This is a genomic window from Paenibacillus algorifonticola, from assembly GCF_050481745.1.
In the GTDB taxonomy this organism is placed as follows: domain Bacteria; phylum Bacillota; class Bacilli; order Paenibacillales; family Paenibacillaceae; genus Pristimantibacillus; species Pristimantibacillus algorifonticola_A.
Genome location: NZ_JBCNGR010000003.1, coordinates 1 through 24068 on the forward strand (window position 1 = coordinate 1; position 24068 = coordinate 24068).

Sequence of the window (24068 nt, forward strand, 5' to 3'; positions counted from 1 at the left end):
CTGACTTTCTGGACAGCCCCGCCTTATGGGAAGCAGGCCGGACAATGATGTCCGGTCTTTTTAATGCCTTTAGGCCCGCCGGATGCTGCTGAATGTAGTTATTTTGCGAAAGAGGACATTTTGGGCGCGTCTTACATATACTGATATAAAAGAGAGCACAGCTAGGCGGTGCAGGGCAGTACAGCATACCCGGTCTTAAAAATGGTTATTCATCCCGCTGGAAAAGTGGTGAGCAGACGATGAAAATATCTGATTTTCAGACGAAGGATGTCATTAATATTGTGGACGGCAAGAAGCTAGGGCATATTACCGATTTGGAGCTGGATTTGCGGCAGGGACGCATCGATTCCATCGTCATCCCGCAGTATAGCCGCTTTATGGGGCTGTTTGGCGGGCCAGGCGGCGAGGTCGTCATTCCTTGGCGCAACATTGTGAAAATTGGGGCGGATGTTGTGCTCGTACGCATGGATGAAACGAAGCAGCGCCTGGAGGAAGAGGATTTGCACGCAAGAGGATAACAGGGTAAACTGCATAAAGAGGTGATGGCCCGAATGGAAGCTTTTAAGTGGAATCATTCAGCGAAGAATCCTTCGCTTTTTTTGTTGTCTAATTGGATGGATGAAAATAAACAGCTGACGGCCGGTTTTACTGGCCGCGATGGCGGTGTAAGCGCCGCGCCTTGGGCGACGCTGAATATGGGGCTTCATGTCGGCGATGCCGACCCAGACGTTGTTCACAACCGCCAGCTGGTTGCTGATGCGGTCGGCTTTCCCTTCGAGGCGTGGACCTGCGCGGAGCAGGTGCATGGCGCTGAGGTATATAAAGTAACCGAGCAGGACGCTGGGCGGGGCAGGGAGTCCCGCAGCGATGCGATTGCGGCTACCGATGCCTTGATGACGGATGTGCCGGGCATTTTGCTCGCATCGTTTTATGCGGATTGCGTGCCGCTTTATTTTTATGATCCGGAGCATCAGGCGGTAGCGCTCGCCCATGCAGGCTGGAAAGGAACCGTTGCGCATATTGCTAAAGTGACGTTGGAGGCGATGGCCGCGCAATATGGCACTAGAGCGGACAATGTGCGTGCCGCTATCGGCCCATCGATTGGTGGCTGCTGTTATGAGGTCGACCAAACGGTCATAAGCAAGGTGCTTCCTTTGCTCGAATCCTTCAAGCTGAGCGGCGAAGAAGCGCGTAATTCGCTGATAAAGCTGCTGCCAAATGGCAAGGCGATGGTCGACTTGAAAGAAATTAACCGTCAGATTATGATAAAAGCAGGAATTATGCCGATCCATATCGAATTAACACAGTGGTGTACTGGCTGTCGTCAGGATCTGTTTTTCTCCCACCGGATGGAAGGCGGCAAAACAGGACGAATGGCCAGCTGGATTGGGATTGCAAAGAGGTGACGAAATTGGATAGCTCATTAACAGAGCGGATAGCAGAAGTACAGCGCCGGATCGATGCAGCATGTGAGAGAAGCGGTCGTAAGCCGGAGGATGTGAACGTTATTGCGGTGACTAAATATGTATCGCTCGCTACAGCTGTTCAGGCGTTTGAAGAGGGGCTACGCCATTTAGGCGAAAACCGCTTTCAGGACGCCCTGCCCAAGTGGGAAGCGATTAGCGGCGATGCAGCCGAAGGAGGCGATGGACAAGCCATCTGGCATTTCATCGGTTCGCTGCAGACGAATAAGGTTAAAGATGTCATAGGGAAGTTTACATACATTCACTCGCTGGACCGTTTGTCGCTTGCACAGGCAATCGAGAAGCGAGCAGCGCAGCTTGGCGTACAGGTGCCCTGTATGATTCAGGTTAATGTATCGGGCGAAGACTCCAAGCATGGCCTTGAACCGGAGCAGCTGCCGGAGCTTCTGGAAGCGATTAAAGGCTTTCAGTATGTAAAGCCGGTAGGCTTAATGACGATGGCGCCTTATGAGGCTGAAGCTGAGCAGACCCGGCCTGTGTTCCGCGCTTTGCGGGAGCTAAGGGATAGGATGAATAGGGCAGTGGCTTTGAACGCTCCGCTGACGGAACTTTCCATGGGCATGTCGAATGACTTTGAGGTCGCGATTGAAGAAGGCGCAACGTGGATTAGATTAGGAACGATACTAGTTGGAAAAGAGGGATGACGAATGGGCGTTATGAATAAGTTTATGAATTTTCTTGGTTTGCAGGAGGAAGAAGAGATCATTGAACGGGAAAGAAGCGCGCAGCCGGAGGAGCCAGACCATGAAATTGAAACCTCTCCGTTCGAAGCACGTAAAAATACAAAGGGCAACAACATCGTAAGCATACATTCGCAGAAAAATGTACGAGTTATCTTAAGCGAGCCGCGCTCCTATGATGAGGCGCAGGATATTGCTGATCATCTGCGTTCGCGCCGTGCCGTCATTGTGAACCTGCAGCGTGTGCGTACAGACCTCGCGCTTCGCATTGTTGATTTCCTTAGCGGTACAGTGTACGCTTTGGGTGGCAATATTTCGAAGCTCGGCCCGAACATTTTCCTATGTACGCCGGATTCGGTTGAAATTCAAGGGTCGATTACGGAAATGATGGCAGAGGACAATGAATACTCCAAAATGAGGTGACCACCGATTGTTTAGTAGTGTATCAGGGCTCATTATGAACCTTCAAAGTATTTACAGCTTTATGATTATTGGTTATGTGTTAATGTCGTGGTTGCCCAATGCGCGCGAAAGCTTTATTGGCGTATTTTTAGGCAAGCTGGTTGAGCCGTACTTAGGCATTTTCCGCCGTTTCATTCCACCGATTGGCGGCATGATTGATATTTCCCCAATCGTAGCGATTTTTGCGCTTCGTTTTGTGGCAATGGGGCTCATTGCGGTAGTAGGCTTTATACTGCCGGGCTAGATTTCAAAAGTTAGGAAGGGAATTTCAATGAAATTACCTATATATGACCATTTCCACCCGGACGAGAAGCCATTCGTTGACCGGGCGTGGGAATGGGTGGAGCGGTCCGCACAGCAGCATGAGCTGAAGCGGACCGATTTTTTGGACCCAAGACAGGCTCAGATCGTGCAAAGCCTCGTCAATCGCCATCCTGATGTGGAGCTGCGGCTTGATGGCGGCTACCCTGAGGCAGAGCGCTGCCGGGCGATTATTGGGCCGGATTACCGCGATCTGGATCAGGAGCCTGCCGCAATTGCTGTGCTGGAGGTACAGGTCAGCGGTCCGGGCGGGGCAAGCCAGCAGCTCGATCATGGCGATTACCTCGGCGCCCTGCTGGGCCTGGGCATCAAGCGTGACCGGGTAGGGGACATTCATGTCCATGAAACTTTCGCTCACATTATGATGACGGAAGATATTGCGGATTATTTGAACGTTCACTTAAGACAGGTGCACCGTGCGAGTGTATTGACCGAAATCATTCCACTGTCTTCCTTGTCGCCAGTCGTGCCAGAGCTGCAGGAAATGAGCTTTACAGTAGCCTCGATGCGGGTAGACGGGATTGCGAGCGATGTACACCGAATCAGCCGTACAAAGATTGTAGATCCCATTCGCGCCGGCAGATGCCGGGTGAACTGGAAAACGGTGGAGGACCCGTCCGAGCAGCTGCGCGAAGGCGATGTCGTATCTATAAAAGGGTTGGGCCGATTTAAAGTTATGGAGGCGGATGGCGTGACAAAGAAAGGCAGAATTCGGCTGAAGGTGGGCAAATTTATTTAGCCCTATTGCAGGATTTTGCTGGCGGTTGTCGAATCCTTTCCACAGCAAATGTTTTCCGGTATGGAAATAAGTCGAGGAGGTGCGCCGATGCCGTTAACGCCATTGGACATACATAATAAGGAATTTGGTCGCCGGTTGCGCGGCTATGACGAGGATGAGGTCAATGAATTTCTTGACCAGGTCATTAAAGATTATGAAACGATAATCCGCGAAAATAAGGAGCTGCAGAACCAGATCCTTAATATGCAGGAGAAGCTGAACCATTTCTCGAACATCGAAGAGACGCTGAGCAAGACGATTATCGTCGCACAAGAGGCGGCTGATGAGGTTCGAAACAATGCGAAGAAGGAAGCGCAGCTGATCATCAAGGAAGCGGAGAAAAATGCGGATCGCATTATTAATGACTCGCTGAGCAAGTCGCGCAAAGTATCGGTTGAGGTTGAAGAGCTGAAGAAGCAGGCGTCGATCTTCCGTGCACGGTTCCGTACGCTTGTAGAAGCGCAGCTGGAGCTGCTCAGCCAGGACGATTGGAGAACGCTTGATCCAGGCCAGCATCCGGAGCTTGAACAGCTTTCCCGTGGTTAATCCGCACAAGGCTGATTGACAACAGGTCAGCGATACGCTATAAATAGGATTAATGATTGTTCAGATGTAAAACTTCGTTGACGAGAACGAGTATGTATCATTGCTTGATCCCCAGAGAGTCGTTGCTTTGCTGCAAGACGACGTTCAAGCGGTTACAGAATATCCTCTCCGAGAAGCGGCGCCGAAACTTTGCCTGCCCAGCTGTTTTTTAGGCTGTAAGGTACGAGGAGTAAGGGCTGACGGTCTGTCCTCCGTTACAAGGACCGTGGATGCTAAGGCATTCACGCCAAAGGTGCCGTCTTTTAGGCTGCTTATGCAGCGACGTTGACGGAACAAGGGTGGTAACGCGAGCAAGCCTCGTCCCTTCTACAGGGGCGGGGCTTTATTTTTTTAGGGAGGAATTTGAAGATGCAACGTGTAGATGTGAAGGAAAAAGCAAGATCGCGTGAGCTTCGCGTATTGAAGCAGTGGGCGGATAACGATACGTTCAAAAAATCGATTGAAAACCGTGAAGGCAAGCCGAATTTCGTATTTTATGAAGGTCCTCCGACCGCTAACGGCGCGCCGCATATCGGTCACGTGCTGGGCCGCGTCATTAAAGATTTTATTTGCCGCTACAAAACGATGTCCGGTTACCGCGTTGTTCGCAAAGCGGGCTGGGATACGCATGGCCTGCCTGTTGAGCTTGGTGTTGAGAAGCAGCTCGGCATTTCCGGCAAGCAGGAGATCGAGAATTACGGCGTCGAAGCTTTTATCAAAAAATGCAAGGATAGCGTCTTTGAATATGAGAAGCAGTGGCGTGAGCTGACCGAGGGCATCGCTTATTGGACAGATCTCGACAACCCGTACATTACGCTTAAAAACGAATATATCGAAAGTGTATGGCATATTCTTTCGACGATTCATAACAAGGGCTTGCTGTATCGCGGCCACCGCGTCAGCCCGTATTGCCCGTGCTGCCAAACGACGCTAAGCTCCCACGAGGTTGCGCAGGGCTATGAGGACGTTAAAGATTTGAGCGCCACCGTCAAGTTTAAGCTTGCTGTCAGCGGCGAATCGGTATTGGCATGGACGACTACACCTTGGACATTGCCAGCAAACGTAGCACTAGCTGTCAATCCTGAGCTTGAATACGTCCGTGTCGCAAGTGGCGGCGAAGTATATATCGTCGCTAAAAACCTGGTAGAGAGCGTATTTAAAGAAGAGCACGAAGTGCTGTCCTCGCTTAAGGGCTCCGAGCTGGTTGGCCAAAGCTATGAGCCGCCTTTCCGCTACGTTACAGTTGAGAATGCGCATAAAGTGATCGCAGGCGATTTCGTAAGCGATACGAGCGGTACGGGGATCGTACACATTGCGCCGGCTCACGGTGAGGATGACTACAGAGTGGCACGCCAAAACGGCATCAGCATGCTGAACGTCGTGAACAATGCCGGCCGTTACGTCGATGAAGTGACCGACCTTGCTGGACGCTTCGTCAAAGATTGCGATGTCGACATTGTGAAAATGCTTAGCGAGCGCGGCCTGCTGTTCTCGAAGGAGCGTTACGAGCATAGCTATCCGTTCTGCTGGCGTTGTAAATCGCCGCTATTGTATTACGCGACAGAAAGCTGGTTCATTGAGACGACGGCCGTTAAAGATCAGCTGATCGCCAACAACAATGGAGTAGACTGGTACCCAGGCCATATCCGCGATGGACGCTTCGGCAAATTCCTCGAGGATTTGGTGGACTGGAACATCAGCCGCAACCGCTATTGGGGAACGCCGCTGAACGTATGGATTTGCGAAGCGACGGGCAAGCAATATTCGCCTGGCAGCATTGCCGATCTGCGCGAGCGTGCCGTTGGCGACGTGCCGGAGGATATTGAGCTGCATAAGCCATACGTCGATGAAATCAAGCTGAAATCGCCGTTTGCCGAAGGCGCAATCATGACGCGTACGCCAGAAGTGATCGATGTATGGTTCGACAGCGGCTCGATGCCGTTTGCGCAGCATCATGTTCCTTTTGAAAATAACGATCGTTTTGCCGAACAGTATCCGGCTGATATCATTTGTGAGGGCATTGATCAGACGCGCGGCTGGTTCTACAGTCTGCTTGCGGTATCAACGCTCTACAATGGCAAAGCACCGTATAAAGCGGTTATTTCGACCGGACATATTTTGGATGAAAATGGTCAGAAAATGTCCAAATCCAAAGGCAATGTGATTGATCCATGGGAAATTATCAACGAGTACGGCACGGATGCTTTCCGTTGGGCGCTGCTTGCGGACAGCGCGCCTTGGAACAGCAAACGTTTCTCTCGTTCGATCGTGGGCGAAGCAAAATCGAAGGTCATTGACACGATTGTCAATACGCATGCCTTCTATGCACTGTATGCAACCATCGATGGCTTCGATCACAAAACACACGAAGAGCGTCAATCCGCGAATAAGCTGGATCGCTGGATCGTATCGCGTCTGAACAGCCTGATCAAGACAACTGTGAAAGGGCTTGACGGTAATGACTTCCTGAACCCGGCGAAGGCGATTGAAATTTTCGTTGACGAGCTGAGCAACTGGTATATCCGTCGTTCCCGAGACCGTTTCTGGGGCAGCGGCCTGACCGAGGATAAAATTAATGCCTACCAAACGCTGCGTCATGTGCTCCTAACACTGGCACGCGTCATTGCGCCATATGCGCCGCTGCTGGCGGAAGACCTGTATGGCAACCTTGGGGGCGGAGAAAGCGTCCATCTCGCAAACTATCCTACAGCAGACGAATCCGCTATTGACCTAACGCTGGAGCAGGATATGGAGAGCGCGAAGCAAATCGTCGAGCTTGCCCGCAACGTCCGCAACGAAACGGGCATCAAGACGCGTCAGCCGCTGTCTGAGCTGATCGTGTCACTTGACCGTGAGTTTGACGTAGCAGGCTATGAGGAAATTGTGAAGGATGAAATCAATGTCAAATCGATTGTCGTGCAAAACAGCGATAGCGGCTTTGTGGATTTCACGCTTAAGCTGAACCTCAAAGTAGCCGGTAAAAAATACGGCAAAAACGTTGGTCCGATTCAAGCTCACCTGAAATCGCTGACGGCAGACGAGACGCGCGCCATTATAGCGCATGGCTCGCTCGCTATGGCGGTGGATGCGGAGGAGCTGTTCATTCCTGTCGAGGAGCTTCTCGTTGAGAAGCAAGCGAAATCCGGCTTTGCGTCCGCCTCGGGCAGTGGCATTACCGTAGCCTTGAACACGGACATTACGCCTGAGCTGGAGCAAGAGGGCTGGGTACGCGAAGTGATTCGTGCGGTTCAAGATACGCGCAAAAAGCTGGATCTGCCAATCGAAAAGCGCATTGACCTTGTGCTGAGCGTCGATGAAGAATTGCGCGCAGCGCTTGAAGCGTTCAGCCATGTGCTGGAGGAAAATGTACTGCTGAGCAGCGTTTCCTATGAAGAGCTGGAAGGCAGCGAGCGGGTCCAATTAGGCGAGAAGGAAATTGGCATTTTGATCAAAGGCTAGGGCTAGGGTGCGAAGAAAATTGTGCCAGGCTTGTTTTATTCAGCATAAGAAAAAGGCGTTTAAGGATATAGTATAAGGAGCTAATAAAAAACGAGCATAGCTTATGCTCGTTTTTTCCTTATTTTATGCCTGGGAGGGATGCTGAGATGAAAGAGCTGGAGCGTAAGCCGATTCGTTCCGTGAAGGAAGAGCAGTCGCTCGAACATACACTGAGCAAGCTGGATAGCAGGCTGAGCAAAATAGCGGCGGAAATGGAACGCACGCAAATAGCCGAATATGTGGATTTGCTCAATCGGCCGATCAGCCTCATATGGCGCAATGTGCTTGCTGGCTTGGCGAGAGGCGTCGGTATCGCGATTGGCTTTACTTTTTTTGCAGCGACGATTTTGTATGTATTGCAAATTTTAGGGGCGCTCAATTTGCCGATTATCGGCGACTATATCGCGGATATCGTGCGCATCGTTCAGATTCAGCTGGAAGGGAAAAACTATTAGGCGGTGGGTTACATACACGGACAAACGCTCCGTTATTTATTCATCATGCTGTCCTTATAAGAGCAGGGGGACTTTTGAAGAACAAATAACGGAAGCAGCCGTCCGGGAGCGAAACGTATTTAGCTGTCCTGCTCCAAATGGTGGTCGCCTTCTTCACTCTCCATATAACGCTTATATTGTGAATTATGAATAATGGACACATGGCGTCCGGTGATATCGGTGGCGACGAAGCTTTCCAGCTGCTCCACAAAACCGTCGTTTTCCTCTGAGGCGGAGCCGATATGCGCATAATCGGTCGCCTCGGGATTGCCGGACATGGCGGGGGAGTCGGAGCTGCCCCATTGCTCGACGATTTGCCAGGCATCCTCGCCGTCGAAGCCGGCCCAGCCTGTGTATGCTTTTTCACTGGAGTAGCCGTAAGGCAGCTGGATTGTTTCTTCCTCAATAGGACGATTGTAGGTTAACTCTTGGCGCGGGGCATGGTCCAGGCAATATAAGCAATCCGGAATAGCCGCCAGTCGTTCGTATGGAATAGGCTCCTTGCATACGATGCAGGAACCGTAGGTCCCGTTTTGAAAAGCTTCAAGCGCTGCATCGATACGATTCAAATGCAGCTCCTCCTGCTCCAACAATGCGATATCCTTGCTGCGCTCGAACATATCGGTTCCGGCATCGGCAGGATGATTGTCGATGGTTGTAAGATCGCTGTTATTCGATTTCCATCCCGTATCAAGACCATAATGACCGTTATGATCAAGTCGTTGTTCAATGTCTTGCTTGTCCAATATTAATCGAGCGTGCAGTTCGCTAAGCTGTTCCATCGTAGGCAGCCGCATGGCAGGCACCGTCCTTTGTTCGTTTAGTCCTCCGCATCGCAGAGGCTGGCTCATTCCATATTGACTATGCTACAATAGCTTGGGACATATGACGGAATGTTATGCAGACGGATAGGCCTTGCATGCACAACGAAAGGAGAAAGTAGATGCGTTATTACTACTACTGGATCGCTTTATTCGTATTTGTTGTAGATTTTATAACGAAGAAAATAATTGCGACACAGCTAAACCTGGGTGAATTGATTAGTGTAATTGGCAATTTCTTTTACATTACATCGCACCGCAACAAAGGGGCTGCCTTTGGAATTTTGCAGGAGCAGCGTTTATTTTTTATCGTCATTACGATTGTTATTTTAGCCGCGATTATCTGGTACATACAAACGACTCGGAAGCTCGGCAAAGTATGGTTGTTAACAGGTCTTGGACTTGTGCTTGGCGGAGCGTTCGGCAATTTTCTGGACCGGGCGATGTATGGCGAAGTTGTCGATTTCCTGCTGTTTAATTTCGGCAGCTATTCGTTCCCGATTTTTAACGTCGCTGATTCGGCGATTTGCGTAGGTGTCGTGCTGATATTAATTGATGCCTTGATGACCTCGAAGCATGAGAAGCAGGATCAGATGAGAAGTGAAGAGGATAAGGAGTCTAACCCGAATGAGCAGCAAACCGTATGATGGGCAAGAAGTAGAGCAAGAAGTAGAGCAAGAGTTTGAGCTGGAAGAGCAGGAGCAAGTGGGTTTTGTCATTGACGAGGGTCAGGCTGGCGAACGTCTGGACAAAGTCGTAACCGAAGCGATGGATGATCCAGCTATATCGCGTACGCAAGTACAGGAATGGCTTAAGGCTCAAGCTGTAACGGTGAACGGCCAAACAGGCAAAAGAAACTATAAAGTTGCCGCGGGTGACGTGGTCGTCGTTACGATTCCAGAACCGGAAGAGGCCGTCATTGATCCTGAAAATATACCGCTTGATATCGTCTACGAGGATAGCGATGTCATCGTCATTAATAAGCCGCGCGGGCTGGTCGTTCACCCTGCGCCTGGTCATTCATCAGGCACCGTAGTCAATGCGCTCATGTATCATTGTAAAGACTTGTCGGGCATTAACGGTGTACTTCGTCCCGGCATTGTCCATCGCATTGACAAGGACACCTCAGGGCTGCTGATGATCGCGAAAAATGACTTGGCTCACGCTTCGCTCGCTGCGCAGCTGAAGGACCACTCGATTACGCGCAAATATATCGGTTTGGTGCATGGCAATTTGCCGCATGACCATGGCACGATTGATGCGCCAATCGGCAGAGATACGAATGACCGTAAAATGTTTACGGTCACGGAGCGCAACAGCAAGCATGCGGTAACGCATTTCATGGTTATCGAGCGTATTGGGGAAGACTATTCGCTAGTGGAGCTGCAGCTCGAGACAGGGCGCACACATCAAATTCGCGTCCACTTAAAGTATATTGGCTATCCGCTGGCAGGCGATCCGATGTATGGACGCAACAAGACAGTAGCGCTTAAAGGACAAGCGCTGCATGCGGCCGTGCTTGGCTTCAAGCATCCACGCACAGGCGAGCTCATGCATTTCGAGGCGCCGATTCCCGGCGATATGAATCATGTATTGAGCGTGCTGCGCGGCCGCTAGGCCGGGCGGGAGCATCCTTGCACTTGGCTGAGCAGTATCGCGAAAATACAAACTTTTGGGCAAATCCTATATTAAGTCTCGGGGAAAAGTAAGCTATTCTAGTAGTTAAAGGATTGGTGATAAATAATGACGAACATTAATCATAATTACCAGGAGCTGCAAGGCAGCTATTTATTCTCCGAGATTGCAAAGCGTCGTACCCAGTTTATTAAAGAAAACCCGAATGCTGAAATTATTAGCTTAGGGATTGGCGACGTTACGCGGGGCTTGCCGGAAGCGGTTGTTAAAGCGATGCACGAAGCTGTGGATGAGCTGGCTGTACCAGGCTCATTCCGTGGATACGGCCCGGAGCAAGGGTATGACTTCTTGATTAATGCGATTATCGAGAATGATTACAAAGCACGCGGCGTCGATATTCAAACGAACGAAGTATTTTTGAGCGATGGCTCTAAATGCGACGTGGGCAACATTCAGGAAATTTTTAGCCAAAACAGCATCGTAGCGGTTCAAGATCCGGTGTACCCGGTTTATGTGGATACGAATGTTATGGCAGGACGCTCTGGCAAATACAATACGGATTCGAAGCGTTATGAAAATATCGTTTACCTGGAGTGCACAGCGGAAAACAACTTCACGCCAAGCCTGCCAGACCGTAAGGTGGATCTGATTTACCTGTGCTACCCGAACAATCCGACGGGCATGACGCTTTCCCGTGAGGAATTGCAAAAATGGGTCGACTATGCGAAAAGCAACAATTGCATCATCCTATACGATTCGGCTTATGAAGCTTTCATTCAAGAATCGGATGTGCCGCATAGCATTTATGAAATCGAAGGCGCAAAGGAAGTTGCCATCGAATTCCGCAGCTTCTCCAAAACCGCAGGCTTCACAGGCGTTCGTTGTGCTTATACCGTTGTTCCTCGCGAGCTGAAGGGCTTCGATGACAATGGCAAGGAAGTATTGATTAATGATCTGTGGAACCGTCGTCATACGACGAAATTCAACGGTGTGTCTTACGTCACTCAGCGCGGCGCAGCAGCCATTTACTCGCCAGAAGGCAAAGAGCAGATTAAAGCACTGGTGGACTACTACATGACGAATGCGAAAATCATTCGTGACGGTCTTGCTTCGATTGGTCTTGAAGTATTTGGCGGTGTTAATGCGCCGTACATTTGGCTGAAAACGCCAAATGGCCTCGATTCATGGGCCTTCTTCGACAAGCTGCTTTCGGAAGCGAACATTGTGGGTACGCCGGGCGTCGGCTTCGGACAAAGCGGCCAAGGCTACTTCCGCCTGACTGCATTTGGCAGCCGTGAAAATACGGAAAAAGCGGTTGAACGTATTCGCAAAATGTCGCTTTAAGCCAAGCGGCTGGCATAAGATTTTCCATAAGACAAAAAAGCTTCGCAACCTCAGGTTGCGGAGCTTTTTTAATAATAAGCATTTATCCATCTTTTTCTTATTTGGAGTGCTGCTGTATTGGCGATGCTTACCCTCGTTTGAGTTTTTTCTTCATATAGTAAACGACAATGAGCAGCATAGGCAGCACAAAGGCATAGGTGAAATCCCAGTCAATCCAATAAGGGACAATGGTTTTCACATAATATAAAAGATTGGGTGCCACCATCATCGCCAGGCCGAACATGAGAAACGACGTCGGGATAATAAGCGGCTTTGCTGTAGATAGCCCGAGCAATTGCGCCGTCCCAACCGCAAAGGCGTAAAAAAACAGCACCGTTTTGAAAAAGGTCGAGATGACCCAGGCCGTTGCCATTAAAGCCTCAATGCGCTGAAGAAAAGCACCAATGTTAATTTTTTGCGTCAGCAGATAGGTGGAGTAAATATTGTGCTCGGTAAAATAAGCGCCAAGAACGGTCAAGGACATAAACACAAGCGAGAACAGCAGCAGGGCAGCGCACAAGGCGGAGAGCAGCACATCCCTCTGGCGATGAGACGGCTTGGCGGCATAAGGATAAATCATAAGGAAGGAGCATAATTCCCCGAACGGATAGACGCTGGACATTAGGGTGGCATGGGCAAAGGACAGCCGCTCCGAGCCTAGAATCGGCTTTAAGCGTTCCAAATCCATTTGCGGAATTAGACACACGATTAATACCATACAAATAAAAATGAACAGTGGCAGTAAGATTTCGGCACTTCTGGCAATCGATTCAATGCCATTCCATACTCCCCAGAGTAAAATCAGCACAAACAATAAATGTATGTAGCGAATGGGTGTCGTTTGAAACAGCTGTGTCGTCAAAAAATCGCCCACCTCCCGGATGAACGTTGAGCCAGCCAATAGGAAAAAGAGCAGATAGGCACAGCTCATGAGCGCTCCCAGCCATTTTCCCAGTATGCGGTCGTTGATTTGAACGAGGTTGAGCTGAGGGTAAAAGCTGCTGAGATGGAGCATCAGCCAGAGAAAAAACAGCCCGATTGGCATGCCAAGCAAGGAGGCTATCCAGCCATCCTGCTGCGCGTAGCTGGCTACAACAGCGGGTATGATCAAAATCATATCGCCAACGACGGATAAAAAAACAAGCACGGTCAGCTGTCTAGCGCTAATTCTTCCTTTTTCCAGCATGCAAATGGCTCCTATCATAGCTTCATGGCTTAAGGGCTTAACAACCGATCGAAAAATTGGTTAATGGGCCCGTAAATAGTAATTAGCGCATTAAGCGGGCTTGGAACGGGCTGTACATTGGCTGCATAAATACTGCAAGCCGTTCCGGCGCTTAGCAATACGAAATAAGCCCAAGCCTCGCGTTTCAGCTTTTTTTTGAACAAGGCCGGCATTTGAATCATGCCGAAGGAAAAGGCCACACATAACACAACAAGGGTTGGAAGGGGCATCGGTTTACTCCTTTATATCCTGCAAGATGGAATCGTCCAGCATGCCGACCCGCCGCGTCTGGACATGAACCTCATATTCTACTTTCAGCTTTGGAAATTCCTCCTCCCAATGATCGCTCAGCTGTGCCCACAGCTTCGGATTGTTGCGGCTAATGTTTAGGCCAAATCCGAAAATATCTAATTTATATTGCTTTTGAGCCGTATCAACGGCTTGTTTCATCAGGATAATCATTTTTTCGCTTCCCACTTTTTCTATCGCTTTGATGTCTTCCTGACTAGAGATTGGCGTGGTGCAGCCGTCCCCCATAATGCTGGACATATTTTTAACTTTAATAAGCATGACGGGCTTGCCGTCTACAACTTTGGGTACAACATCGGTATGGGACCGCAGGACGGCAATGCTCAGCTTGCCTTTATTGTGCGGGCAAGGCAAGTTGCCCGTCGTGCTTTTTACATTATTCGTAATATAATTATAGCCTTTGCTTTCCTGCTCGTTCATCCAACCAACCAGCTTGTCCTTCCTAAGCACGGCCATACCGGTATATATCAAATTTGCTTTTGGTTTAATCGCTGTCAAGTTATTCTTGTTGCCTCCTTCTTTTTTGTTTCCAATAATCTCCACACCCGTCAATACAGGCTCCACACCGTCGCTAATCATTTTCTCTAATAAAACGTCGGCAGTTACAGTTATCGTAGGTGACCAGGTTTTGGCTGAATTTTGCAGAGAAAGGAACAGATTATTGGCTGGAATGTTTTCCAATGGGGTCAAAATATTTAGAATATCTGCAGCTTTGGAATGATGGGCAATCATGACGTGATAATCCGGACGGAATTCAGGATGCCGCATCAAATTTTCCAGTTCATCGCCTATGCCCATTTGAGCGACAGCTTCGCTGAAAATAAGGACGCGAATATGCGACATATAGTTAAATCTCGGACTGGAGAGGCTCATTTTAGTTATGGCTTCAAGAATGGTGGGGGCACTTGCCTGATACAGCGTAACGGGTGTTGTCGTGCTTTTGCCGGAATTGGAAGCGACCTCTGATGGGACGACGACCTGGCAGGATATTTCAAGCATATTGTTTTTGCCCTTATCGATAGCCATTGCGAGTACGATGCCCAATTCGTTCATTTCCAGGCGATCCCAGCAGCCGGATGCCAGCAGCAGCAGCAGTGTGGAGGCCAGCAGGGAAAGGAATGTTTTTTTCATGTGCTATGCTGACCCCTTCCTTATAAGCGTTTTGTACGTTTTTTTTGCCTTTTTTTCTGTCCACTGCCATTGGAATAAGGCCGATTCATCATATGCGTCCATGGCATGCGAAACAGAGAATCCTTCACATCTGAAGCTACGTAAGGGCCGAATGGACTCATGTATGCCGCTCCAAATGAACGCAAATTCGTCATGTGCAGCAAAATGGCCAGTAGTCCCAGCAAGATGCCAAAAAAACCGAACGACGCCGCGAGAATCATGAGGAAAAAACGCAAAATCCGTCCGGCGATTGACATACCGTTTTCGGGTATGACGTAGCTCGATATGGCGGTAATCGAGACGATAATGACCATCGCCGCCGAAACGACGCCAGCATTTACTGCTGCCTGTCCGATAACAAGTGTGCCGACGATGGATACCGCCTGGCCTACCGTTCTCGGAATGCGTACGCCCGCCTCCCGCAAAATTTCATACGTAAGCTCCATAAGCACAGCTTCGATGAAAGCGGGGAATGGTACGCCTTCACGCTGCGCGGCGAGATTAATGAGCAGGCTGGTCGGCAGCATTTCCTGATGAAAGGTCGTAATCGCGATATAAAAGGAAGGCGCCAGCATGGCGATAAAAAAAGCTAAATAGCGAATGAGCCGCAGCAGGGTACTGATATCTGCTCGCTGATAATAGTCCTCGGCCGATTGAAAAAAATGAACGAACAAGGAAGGGACAAGCAGCACAAATGGCGTGCCGTCCACAATAATGGCGACCCGGCCTTCCAGAAGTCCGGCGGCGACCGTATCCGGGCGCTCGCTATTGTAGATCGTTGGAAACGGCGTGAGCGTGACATCCTGGATCAGCTCTTCAATATAGCCGCTTTCCAAAATGCTGTCGATGTCAATATCATCAAGCCTGCGCCGCACCTCTTCGAGCACGCCTTTATCAACCAAATGGTTGATGTACATCAGGGCAACGGATGTTTTCGTTATTTGACCGATTTGCCTCGTTTCCATCCACAGCTGGGGATCTTTAATTCTTCTGCGGATAAGTGTCGTATTCTTTCGCAGGTTTTCGGTGAAGCCTTCCATCGGTCCACGGACGACGGATTGGGTCTTCGGCTCGCTAATATTGCGATCCTCCCAGCCAGCGGCGCTAATGCAAATCGCTTTCGTGCTTCCGTCCAGCAGCAAAATAATGGAGCCCGACAGAAGGCGATGGAACAGGAGCGCCATTTCCACCGCATAATCGGTATTTCCGGCAATCAGCACATCCTCCTTCAGATGAATCAGACGGTCATTGGGATCGTCAAAGTTAGGTGTATGCTCATTCGCATAGCCCATAAGAGAGCCCAATACCGATTGATGAAGCATTTGAATATCAATCATGCCTTCTAGATAAATGAGTGCGCTGGGCCACAGATGCAGGCAGGAGAAGCGCTTGATGACAAGATCCGAGCTGCCGCCGATCTCGGTCTGAATATGCCCGATGCACGCATCGAGTGAAGCGGGCAGGCTGACTTTTTCATCTGGACGTGATACGTGCGACTGCATCTTGTTCCCTCCTGCTTGCAAAATGTCCGTAGCTGCTAGTTAGTATGCCAACAGACTGCCATAAATATGATAAATAGCCATAACAAGGTGGGCAGATCGTGTTTAAGGCTGCTGCCACTTGACATCTTATGTCGAACGTGGGATAATTCCTTTGGTATAAGTTGTACCTTTAACTCAGTCCTGTGAGGCTGGCAAGGTAGCGTGAATAGTTGATTAATTAAGCTGGGGACAAGAAGCTCCTCATCTTCCGCAACTCATTAGGTTGGCGGGGATGGATGGAATCCTCAGCGGTTAATCATGGGCTCCTTGCGAATACGCAAGGAGTCTTTTTTATAAAGCGCCTTGATGAGAGTTGGCAGTTCAACCTGCGCTAGGATGGGAGGTAACGTAACGGTGGAAGAAGAGCACTTGGTCATTATGGATGATGCAGCCATTCGCCGGGCACTCACCCGCATCGCCCACGAGATCGTGGAGAAGAACAAAGGCATCGACAACTGCACACTGGTCGGCATTCGGACAAGAGGCGTTTATTTAGCCCGAAGAATCGCAGAGCGCATACAGGAAATTGAAGGCAAGCCTGTTTTAGTGAAGGAACTGGATATTACCCGCTATCGCGATGACGGCAAGGCGCCAGGCAGCCGCACCGAGATGGAAGTCGGCATAATCGGCGAGATGGATGTCGAACTGTCGGTCGTACAGGACCGCAACATTATTTTGTTCGATGATGTGCTGTATACCGGCCGGACGATTCGCGCCGCGATGGATGCGGTCATGGATTGCGGCAGGCCGCAAAGCATTCAGCTTGCTGTGCTGGTTGACCGTGGTCATCGGGAATTGCCGATAAGGCCGGATTTTGTAGGAAAAAATGTGCCATCCTCCAAACAAGAGCAAATCTCCGTTACGTTAACCGAGATTGATTCCTTAGACCAGGTGAAAATTATTCATCAGAGGGGGCAAGCCTAAATGACACTTTTACAGCTCAAACAGCGCAGTTTGCTTGGTTTGAAGGAGCTTGACGCAGAGGAAATTATCGCCATTCTAGATCGCGCCGCTCATTGGGAGCAGCAGGAGACGAAAGTGCAGAATGTGCTGCAGGGCAAGTTCGCAGCTAATATGTTTTTCGAGAACAGCACGCGCACACGCTTCTCCTTCGAGGTAGCGGAGAAGCGGCTTGGAGCGGAAGTGCTGAACTTCTCGGCAGCCGTATCGAGTGTACAGAAGGGTGAGTCGGTATATGATACCGTTCGTACCTTGGAGTCGATGGGCATAGACGTCGGCATTATCCGGCTCAAGCCGATTGGCTTGCTAGCCGAACTGGCTACGAAAATTAAAGTGCCGCTGATTAACGCGGGCGATGGCAACAACGAGCATCCGACGCAGGCGCTGCTTGATTTATATACGATGCGCAAGCAATTTGGCGCAATTAAAGGATTGACCGTCTCGATTATCGGAGACATTTTGCACAGCCGCGTAGCGCGTTCGAACTTATATGCGCTGCAAAAACTGGGCGCTACGGTGAAGTTTTGCGCTCCTGCGAACTTGCAGGCGTCCGACCTTGACGCCCGTTATGTGACGATGGAGGAAGCGCTGAAATCCGATGTCGTGATGATGCTGCGGGTACAGCTGGAGCGTCACGAGAGCGGCATGCTGAGCTCTGCTGAAAGCTACCGCGAGCAGTTTGGGCTCACGGTGGAGCGAGCAGCGACAATGCCGGATCACGCGATTATTATGCACCCGGCGCCGATCAACCGCAATGTTGAAATTGACGATGAGCTTGTCGAGCATGCCAAGTCCCGGATTTTTAAGCAGATGGAGCACGGGGTTCCGGTTAGAATGGCCGTCATAGAACGGGCTTTGAACTAACTTTTAGATGAAATCGGGAGGGTGAACAACTATGTCATTATGGATTATTAACGGCAGCGTATGGGATACGGCTGCCAGCGGCCTAGTGAAGCAGCATATTCGAATTGAGGATGGCAAAATCGCCGAGCTTGCAAGCGGCGATACAGCGCCAGATACAGGTTCAGCAGAAGTGATTGATGCAGAGGGCAAGCTTGTATCAGCAGGCTTCATCGATATGCACGTGCATTTGCGCGATCCTGGCTTTGAATATAAAGAAGACATCGCAACGGGGACGCGTTCAGCAGCGAAAGGCGGTTTTACTACAATCGCCTGCATGCCGAACACTCGCCCGGTGACAGATACACCTGAAACGATCAAATATATTTTGGACAAAAATGCGAAGGAAGGCGTCGTTCGCGTCCTCCCTTATGCCGCTATTTCTAAAAATCAGCTCGGTCGTGAGCTGACGGATTTCGCAGCGCTGAAAGCGGCTGGCACAATTGGCTTCACGGACGATGGCGTAGGTGTACAAAGCGCGCAAATGATGAAGGATGCGATGGCGCTGGCAAAGTCGCTTGACATGCCGGTCATTGCGCACTGCGAGGACAATACGCTCGTTGAGGGGCTGTTCGTATCGGAAGGCAAGTTCTCCCGCGAGAACGGACTGAAGGGCATTCCGAATGAATCGGAAGCGATCCATGTCGGCCGCGACATTTTGCTCGCTGAAGCGACAGGTGTTCATTATCACGTCTGCCACGTCAGCACGGAACAATCGGTAAGGCTGATCCGCCTTGGCAAGCAAATCGGCGTGAACGTAACGGCTGAGGTTTGCCCGCATCATCTGGTGCTGTCGGACGAGGATATTCCAGGCTTTGATGCCAATTGGAAAATGAACCCTCCGCTGCGCACGCCGCGCGATGTGGCTGCGGTTATCGAGGCGCTGGAGGACGGCACGATCGACATGATCGTAACGGATCATGCGCCTCATAGTGCGGAAGAGAAAGCGCGCGGCATGCAGCTTGCACCGTTCGGAATCGTAGGCTTTGAGACAGCGTTCCCGCTGCTGTACACGCAGTTTGTTAAAACCGGCAAATGGACGCTGGGCTTCCTTCTTGACCGTATGACGGCTGATCCGGCGCGGGTGTTCAAGCTGGAGACAGGCCGACTGGCAGCAGGAGCGCCAGCTGATCTGACGATTGTGGACTTGGACAGCGAGCGCGCAGTCGATCCGGCAACCTTTGCCTCGCGCAGCAACAACACGCCTTTCGGCGGCTGGAAGCTGCAAGGATGGCCGGTAGCGACAATTGTCAATGGCGCGGTTGTATGGTCGGAGCAAGCATAAGAACGTTAACTTGGATATGCTAATTGACATATAGGAATACGAAGACCTGAGGAGTGAGACGGATGCAAGCGAGATTATTATTGGAAGATGGAACATTGTTTACAGGACTTTCCTTCGGCGCGGAAGTGCAAACGATGGGTGAGGTTGTTTTTAATACAGGTATTACTGGCTATCAGGAAGTATTGTCGGATCCATCCTATTGTGGACAAATCGTGACGATGACTTATCCACTGATCGGCAACTACGGCATTTCACGCGATGACTTTGAATCGATTCGCCCGTATATCCACGGTTTTGTCGTACGCCGCAATGAGCCGGTGCCGAGCAACTGGCGCGCCCAATATTCACTTGAGCAGCTGCTTAAGGAATATGGCATTCCGGGCATCAGCGAAATCGACACGCGCATGCTGACGCGGATTTTGCGTCACCATGGCACGATGAGAGGTCTGCTTACGACAGGCAACGAGCGTATTGAGGAGCTGCAAGAGCGCCTTGGCTTGTCTACACTAATGACGGATCAAGTAGCACGTACATCGACGAAGCATGTATTCTCCAGCCCAGGCAATGGCGAGCGTATTGTGCTTGTAGACTTTGGTGCAAAAAGCGGCATTTTGCGCGAGCTGACTAAGCGCGGCTGCGATGTCGTAGTTGTGCCTCATGACACGACGGCTGAAGAAATTCGCCGCCTGGCACCAGATGGCATTCAGCTGTCCAACGGCCCTGGGGACCCGAAAGATGTTCCACATGCGGTTAAAATGATTTCCGAGCTGCTCGGCGAGTTCCCGATCTTCGGCATTTGCCTTGGACACCAGCTGTTCGCACTTGCTTGCGGCGCTGACACAACGAAGCTTAAATTCGGCCACCGCGGCGGCAACCATCCGGTGAAGGAATTGGCAACGAACCGCTGCTACATTACTTCCCAGAATCATGGCTACACCGTAATGGAAGATTCGATTGCAAACTCCGGTCTGACCGTAACGCATATCAATAATAATGACCGTACGATTGAAGGGCTGAAGCACAATACGCATCCTGCATTTTCGGTGCAATACCACCCGGAAGCTGCTCCAGGACCGTATGATTCCAGCTATCTGTTTGACGAATTCCTGAGTATGATTCGCACACATAAAGTAAATAACCCGCAAAAGCGTCGCCAAGCCGTACTCGCGGAAACGTTGAAAGTGAAGGGGGAGCTTCAGTATGCCCAAAAATAATAAACTCAAAAAAATTCTCGTGATCGGCTCCGGCCCGATTGTTATCGGCCAAGCCGCTGAATTCGACTATGCCGGCACGCAAGCTTGCCAGGCGCTTATGGAAGAAGGCTACGAGGTTGTATTGATTAACAGCAACCCGGCTACCATTATGACAGACACGAACATGGCTGATAAAGTATATATCGAGCCAATTACGCTTGAATTTGTATCGCAAATCATTCGTCAGGAGCGTCCGGACGGCTTGCTGCCGACGCTTGGCGGCCAAACAGGTCTTAACATGGCGGTAGAACTGGCTCGCGCTGGCGTATTGGAAGCGGAAAATGTACAGCTTCTTGGCACGCAGCTTACAGCTATTGAGAAAGCTGAGGACCGCGATTTGTTCCGCGAGCTGATGCGCGAGCTGGAGCAGCCGGTACCTGATAGTGATATAGTAACGACAGTAGAAGCGGCAGTAGCTTTTGCTAATGAAATCGGCTACCCGATTATCGTTCGCCCTGCCTACACGCTTGGCGGTACAGGCGGTGGTATTTGCGCTAACGAAGAAGAATTGCTGGAGACGGTTGCCTCTGGTATTCGTTACAGCCCAATCGGTCAATGTCTGATTGAAAAATCGATTGCCGGCATGAAGGAAGTGGAATACGAGGTTATGCGTGATGCGAATGACAACTGTATCGTTGTCTGCAACATGGAGAACTTCGACCCGGTTGGCGTACATACTGGCGACAGTATTGTAGTAGCGCCTAGCCAAACGCTGTCGGACCGCGAGTATCAAATGCTTCGTTCCGCTTCACTTAAAATCATTCGCGCTTTGAACATCGAAGGCGGCTGTAACGTGCAGTTCGCGCTTGATCCACAAAGCTTCCAATATTATGTAATCGAAGTAAACCCGCGCGTTAGCCGCTCTTCGGCGCTGGCTTCCAAAGCGACAGGCTACCCGATTGCAAAAATGGCTGCTAAAATCGCTATTGGCTACACGCTTGATGAAATTGTTAACCCAGTAACTGGCCAAACATATGCTTGCTTTGAGCCTACGCTGGATTACATCGTATCGAAAATTCCGCGCTGGCCGTTTGACAAGTTCGTGAATGCGAACCGCAAGCTCGGCACGCAAATGAAAGCGACAGGCGAAGTTATGGCGATTGGCCGTACATTCGAGGAGTCGATTCATAAAGCGGTTCGTTCGCTTGAAATTGGCACGCATCGCATTCATTTGAAGGAAGCGACAGACCTCAGCGATGATGTGCTGCGCACACGCCTTCAAAAGCCGGATGATGAGCGCATGTTCCTGGTAGGCGAAGCTTTCCGCCGCGGTTATGCTTTGCAGGAAATTCAAGATCTGACGAACATTGACTGGTGGTTCCTGGACAAAATCGAAGGCATCGTAGCATTCGAGGATAAAATCCGCCAGGAAGCGACGCTTTCCCGTGAAACGCTGTACCAGGCGAAGCGCAAAGGCTTCTCCGACCGTTCGATCGCTGAGCTTCGCAAAGAAGGCAATCCGAATGGCAGCCACACGAACGAGCATGATATTCGTACGTACCGTAAAGAGCTTGATATCGTACCTGTATACAAAATGGTTGATACTTGCGCCGCCGAGTTTGAAGCGAGCACGCCATACTACTATTCGACATACGAGGTAGAGAACGAAGTAACGCCTTCAACGAAGGAGAAAGTGCTTGTACTTGGCTCTGGCCCGATCCGGATCGGACAAGGCATTGAGTTCGACTATTCGACAGTTCATGCGGTATGGGCGATTCAGAAAGCTGGTTATGAAGCGGTTATTATCAATAACAATCCAGAGACGGTGTCGACCGATTTCAGCACATCGGATCGCCTGTACTTTGAGCCATTATTCCTTGAAGATGTCATGAACGTTATTGAGCAAGAAAAGCCAATCGGCGTAATCGTACAGTTCGGCGGCCAAACGGCGATTAACCTCGCAGCTCCATTGTCCAAAGCTGGCGTGAAAATTCTCGGCTCCAGCCTGGAAAGCATCGATATGGCAGAGGATCGCAAAAAGTTCGAAGCTTTGCTTCGCGGCTTGAACGTTGCCCAGCCGGAAGGCAGCACAGTAACCTCTGTTGGCGAAGCTGTAGCAACTGCACAAAAGCTCGGTTATCCTGTACTCGTTCGTCCTTCGTACGTATTGGGCGGCCGTGCGATGGAAATCGTATATTCGGATGAAGATTTGCTGAGCTACATGGAAGTAGCGGTGAAAATCAATCCGGAGCATCCTGTCCTCATCGACCGTTATATGCTTGGCATGGAAGCGGAAGTTGATGCGATCTGTGATGGCGACACCGTACTCATCCCAGGCATCATGGAGCATATTGAGCGCGCTGGCGTTCACTCCGGCGATTCGATTGCTGTGTATCCGCCGCAATCGTTGTCTGACAGCGTGAAGGAGCAAATCGTCGATATTACGATTAAAGTATCCAAGGCGCTGAACGTAATCGGCTTGGTAAACATTCAGTTCGTTATTCATAACGAAATCGTGTATGTCATTGAAGTAAATCCGCGTTCGTCGCGTACAGTTCCATTCCTGAGCAAAGTAACGAACCTGCAAATGGCAAACCTTGCGACGCAAGCGATTCTTGGCACGAAGCTGGCTGACTTGGGCCATAAAGACGGACTGTGGCCAGAAGATGAGTATGTATCGGTTAAAGTTCCGGTCTTCTCGTTCGCGAAGCTGCGCCGTGTTGACCCTACCTTGACACCGGAGATGAAATCGACGGGTGAAGTTATGGGACGCGATGTGCAATATGCAAAAGCCTTGTACAAAGGATTGCTAGGCGCAGGCATGAAAATCCCGACAACCGGCTCCATTATTGCCACCGTTGCGGATAAAGATAAAGAAGAAGCACTTGAATTGCTTCGTGGCTTCTACAGCATTGGCTACAAAATCATTGCAACTGGCGGTACGGCAGCTATGCTTCAAGAAGCGGGCATGACGGTAACGACAGTGAACAAGCTTAGCGAGGGATCGCCGAACATTCTTGACCTGATCCGTGAAGGCAAAGCACAGTTCGTCTTCAATACGCTGACAAAAGGCAAAACGCCTGAGCGCGACGGCTTCCGCATTCGTCGTGAAGCGGTTGAGAACGGCGTCGTATGTATGACGTCGCTTGATACGGTTCGCGCCTTGCTGCGGATGATGGAGACCATCAACTTCTCCTCGCGTTCGATGCCTGCACTGCTGCACAAATAAGTTTTTAGCAAGCACGGCCAGCGCCGATTGCCTGCGGCCCGCAAATGGCTTTGCTTTTGCGGGTGCGCGTGAATCGGCGGATGGCCTTTTTAATGCGCATATTTTGCAAAAACAC

22 protein-coding genes and 1 other annotated feature are annotated in these 24068 nt (G+C 50.4%); of the genes, 17 read left to right on the forward strand and 5 right to left on the reverse strand.

The features are described from left to right. Positions 1-239 precede the first annotated feature (239 nt). The 9 genes from ABEW34_RS01155 to ABEW34_RS01195 all read left to right on the forward strand — a co-directional run bounded on the left by ABEW34_RS01155 (position 240) and on the right by ABEW34_RS01195 (position 8263). Entirely contained in the window at positions 240-518 is a 279-nt protein-coding gene (locus tag ABEW34_RS01155) for a YlmC/YmxH family sporulation protein (RefSeq protein ID WP_046230423.1), read from the forward strand. 33 nt (positions 519-551) lie between these two features. Continuing rightward, the gene (gene pgeF / locus ABEW34_RS01160; RefSeq protein WP_430154133.1) at positions 552-1406 is read left to right on the forward strand and encodes a peptidoglycan editing factor PgeF; all 855 of its coding nucleotides are present in this window, start codon (positions 552-554) and stop codon (positions 1404-1406) included. A gap of 5 nt (positions 1407-1411) precedes the next feature. Further along, complete coding sequence (locus ABEW34_RS01165) at positions 1412-2128, forward strand: YggS family pyridoxal phosphate-dependent enzyme (RefSeq protein ID WP_430154135.1); 717 nt, start codon at positions 1412-1414, stop codon at positions 2126-2128. A 3-nt stretch (positions 2129-2131) separates the two neighbouring features. Beyond that, entirely contained in the window at positions 2132-2587 is a 456-nt protein-coding gene (locus tag ABEW34_RS01170) for a cell division protein SepF (RefSeq protein ID WP_046230426.1), read from the forward strand. Between the two features lie 34 nt (positions 2588-2621). Then, on the forward strand, positions 2622-2870 hold the full coding sequence (locus tag ABEW34_RS01175) for a YggT family protein (RefSeq protein WP_056042062.1): 249 nt from the start codon (positions 2622-2624) through the stop codon (positions 2868-2870). Between the two features lie 27 nt (positions 2871-2897). Then, positions 2898-3686 carry an RNA-binding protein gene (locus ABEW34_RS01180; protein ID WP_430154137.1) on the forward strand — a complete coding sequence of 263 codons (789 nt, stop codon included), beginning with the start codon at positions 2898-2900 and terminating at the stop codon, positions 3684-3686. A gap of 87 nt (positions 3687-3773) precedes the next feature. Beyond that, entirely contained in the window at positions 3774-4271 is a 498-nt protein-coding gene (locus ABEW34_RS01185; protein ID WP_046230429.1) for a DivIVA domain-containing protein, read from the forward strand. 68 nt (positions 4272-4339) lie between these two features. After that, positions 4340-4639, forward strand: a binding site (T-box leader). A gap of 40 nt (positions 4640-4679) precedes the next feature. Next, complete coding sequence (gene ileS / locus ABEW34_RS01190; RefSeq protein ID WP_430154140.1) at positions 4680-7769, forward strand: isoleucine--tRNA ligase; 3090 nt, start codon at positions 4680-4682, stop codon at positions 7767-7769. 146 nt (positions 7770-7915) lie between these two features. Continuing rightward, complete coding sequence (locus ABEW34_RS01195; protein ID WP_099520895.1) at positions 7916-8263, forward strand: DUF5665 domain-containing protein; 348 nt, start codon at positions 7916-7918, stop codon at positions 8261-8263. Positions 8264-8382: 119 nt separating this feature from the next. Here the strand turns inward: ABEW34_RS01195 and ABEW34_RS01200 are convergent, their stop codons facing one another. Next, entirely contained in the window at positions 8383-9099 is a 717-nt protein-coding gene (locus ABEW34_RS01200; protein WP_430154141.1) for a TraR/DksA C4-type zinc finger protein, read from the reverse strand. A gap of 146 nt (positions 9100-9245) precedes the next feature. Here ABEW34_RS01200 and lspA point away from each other — a divergent pair, with 146 nt between their 5' ends. The 3 genes from lspA (at position 9246) to ABEW34_RS01215 (ending at position 12102) form a co-directional block, all read left to right on the forward strand. Further along, on the forward strand, positions 9246-9770 hold the full coding sequence (gene lspA, locus ABEW34_RS01205; protein ID WP_430154143.1) for a signal peptidase II: 525 nt from the start codon (positions 9246-9248) through the stop codon (positions 9768-9770). Further along, a complete protein-coding gene (locus ABEW34_RS01210) occupies positions 9751-10740 on the forward strand; it encodes an RluA family pseudouridine synthase (protein WP_430154145.1) in 990 nt (329 codons plus the stop codon). Before lspA ends, ABEW34_RS01210 begins: the two co-directional genes overlap by 20 nt. Before the next feature lie 126 nt (positions 10741-10866). Next, entirely contained in the window at positions 10867-12102 is a 1236-nt protein-coding gene (locus ABEW34_RS01215) for an LL-diaminopimelate aminotransferase (RefSeq protein ID WP_056041601.1), read from the forward strand. Between the two features lie 127 nt (positions 12103-12229). Here the strand turns inward: ABEW34_RS01215 and ABEW34_RS01220 are convergent, their stop codons facing one another. Genes ABEW34_RS01220 through ABEW34_RS01235 form a run of 4 tightly spaced genes read right to left on the reverse strand, consistent with a single transcriptional unit; the run spans position 12230 to position 16347 of the window. Further along, complete coding sequence (locus ABEW34_RS01220) at positions 12230-13327, reverse strand: GerAB/ArcD/ProY family transporter (protein WP_430154147.1); 1098 nt, start codon at positions 13325-13327, stop codon at positions 12230-12232. Positions 13328-13356: 29 nt separating this feature from the next. Next, the gene (locus ABEW34_RS01225; RefSeq protein WP_430154149.1) at positions 13357-13596 is read right to left on the reverse strand and encodes a hypothetical protein; all 240 of its coding nucleotides are present in this window, start codon (positions 13594-13596) and stop codon (positions 13357-13359) included. Between the two features lie 4 nt (positions 13597-13600). Continuing rightward, complete coding sequence (locus ABEW34_RS01230) at positions 13601-14806, reverse strand: Ger(x)C family spore germination protein (RefSeq protein WP_430154150.1); 1206 nt, start codon at positions 14804-14806, stop codon at positions 13601-13603. Positions 14807-14826: 20 nt separating this feature from the next. Next, positions 14827-16347 carry a spore germination protein gene (locus tag ABEW34_RS01235; RefSeq protein WP_430154152.1) on the reverse strand — a complete coding sequence of 507 codons (1521 nt, stop codon included), beginning with the start codon at positions 16345-16347 and terminating at the stop codon, positions 14827-14829. A gap of 417 nt (positions 16348-16764) precedes the next feature. On the opposite strand from ABEW34_RS01235, the gene pyrR reads away from it, so the two are divergent. The 5 genes from pyrR (at position 16765) to carB (ending at position 23953) form a co-directional block, all read left to right on the forward strand. Continuing rightward, on the forward strand, positions 16765-17310 hold the full coding sequence (gene pyrR, locus ABEW34_RS01240; RefSeq protein WP_430154583.1) for a bifunctional pyr operon transcriptional regulator/uracil phosphoribosyltransferase PyrR: 546 nt from the start codon (positions 16765-16767) through the stop codon (positions 17308-17310). Beyond that, complete coding sequence (locus ABEW34_RS01245) at positions 17311-18210, forward strand: aspartate carbamoyltransferase catalytic subunit (protein WP_046230438.1); 900 nt, start codon at positions 17311-17313, stop codon at positions 18208-18210. Between the two features lie 31 nt (positions 18211-18241). Continuing rightward, on the forward strand, positions 18242-19531 hold the full coding sequence (locus ABEW34_RS01250) for a dihydroorotase (RefSeq protein ID WP_430154154.1): 1290 nt from the start codon (positions 18242-18244) through the stop codon (positions 19529-19531). Between the two features lie 62 nt (positions 19532-19593). After that, positions 19594-20745 (forward strand): carbamoyl phosphate synthase small subunit, encoded by a 1152-nt coding sequence (locus ABEW34_RS01255; protein WP_430154155.1) that lies wholly within the window; start codon positions 19594-19596, stop codon positions 20743-20745. Beyond that, the gene (gene carB, locus ABEW34_RS01260) at positions 20732-23953 is read left to right on the forward strand and encodes a carbamoyl-phosphate synthase large subunit (protein ID WP_430154157.1); all 3222 of its coding nucleotides are present in this window, start codon (positions 20732-20734) and stop codon (positions 23951-23953) included. The genes ABEW34_RS01255 and carB overlap by 14 nt, the downstream gene beginning before the upstream one ends. Positions 23954-24068: the final 115 nt, after the last annotated feature.

Bases quoted from the DNA above. Each gene is read 5' to 3' on its own strand.
- ABEW34_RS01245 (WP_046230438.1), top strand. From the start codon at position 17,311: ATGACACTTTTACAGCTCAAACAGCGCAGTTTGCTTGGTTTGAAGGAG.
- ABEW34_RS01200 (WP_430154141.1), bottom strand. From the start codon at position 9,099: ATGCGGCTGCCTACGATGGAACAGCTTAGCGAACTGCACGCTCGATTA.
- ABEW34_RS01155 (WP_046230423.1), top strand. From the start codon at position 240: ATGAAAATATCTGATTTTCAGACGAAGGATGTCATTAATATTGTGGAC.
- ABEW34_RS01230 (WP_430154150.1), bottom strand. From the start codon at position 14,806: ATGAAAAAAACATTCCTTTCCCTGCTGGCCTCCACACTGCTGCTGCTG.
- ABEW34_RS01180 (WP_430154137.1), top strand. From the start codon at position 2,898: ATGAAATTACCTATATATGACCATTTCCACCCGGACGAGAAGCCATTC.
- ABEW34_RS01175 (WP_056042062.1), top strand. From the start codon at position 2,622: ATGAACCTTCAAAGTATTTACAGCTTTATGATTATTGGTTATGTGTTA.
- carB (WP_430154157.1), top strand. From the start codon at position 20,732: ATGCCCAAAAATAATAAACTCAAAAAAATTCTCGTGATCGGCTCCGGC.
- ABEW34_RS01210 (WP_430154145.1), top strand. From the start codon at position 9,751: ATGAGCAGCAAACCGTATGATGGGCAAGAAGTAGAGCAAGAAGTAGAG.
- ABEW34_RS01185 (WP_046230429.1), top strand. From the start codon at position 3,774: ATGCCGTTAACGCCATTGGACATACATAATAAGGAATTTGGTCGCCGG.
- pyrR (WP_430154583.1), top strand. From the start codon at position 16,765: ATGGATGATGCAGCCATTCGCCGGGCACTCACCCGCATCGCCCACGAG.
- ABEW34_RS01215 (WP_056041601.1), top strand. From the start codon at position 10,867: ATGACGAACATTAATCATAATTACCAGGAGCTGCAAGGCAGCTATTTA.
- ABEW34_RS01255 (WP_430154155.1), top strand. From the start codon at position 19,594: ATGCAAGCGAGATTATTATTGGAAGATGGAACATTGTTTACAGGACTT.
- ABEW34_RS01250 (WP_430154154.1), top strand. From the start codon at position 18,242: ATGTCATTATGGATTATTAACGGCAGCGTATGGGATACGGCTGCCAGC.
- pgeF (WP_430154133.1), top strand. From the start codon at position 552: ATGGAAGCTTTTAAGTGGAATCATTCAGCGAAGAATCCTTCGCTTTTT.
- ABEW34_RS01220 (WP_430154147.1), bottom strand. From the start codon at position 13,327: ATGCTGGAAAAAGGAAGAATTAGCGCTAGACAGCTGACCGTGCTTGTT.
- ABEW34_RS01225 (WP_430154149.1), bottom strand. From the start codon at position 13,596: ATGCCCCTTCCAACCCTTGTTGTGTTATGTGTGGCCTTTTCCTTCGGC.
- ileS (WP_430154140.1), top strand. From the start codon at position 4,680: ATGCAACGTGTAGATGTGAAGGAAAAAGCAAGATCGCGTGAGCTTCGC.
- ABEW34_RS01235 (WP_430154152.1), bottom strand. From the start codon at position 16,347: ATGCAGTCGCACGTATCACGTCCAGATGAAAAAGTCAGCCTGCCCGCT.
- lspA (WP_430154143.1), top strand. From the start codon at position 9,246: ATGCGTTATTACTACTACTGGATCGCTTTATTCGTATTTGTTGTAGAT.
- ABEW34_RS01170 (WP_046230426.1), top strand. From the start codon at position 2,132: ATGGGCGTTATGAATAAGTTTATGAATTTTCTTGGTTTGCAGGAGGAA.
- ABEW34_RS01195 (WP_099520895.1), top strand. From the start codon at position 7,916: ATGAAAGAGCTGGAGCGTAAGCCGATTCGTTCCGTGAAGGAAGAGCAG.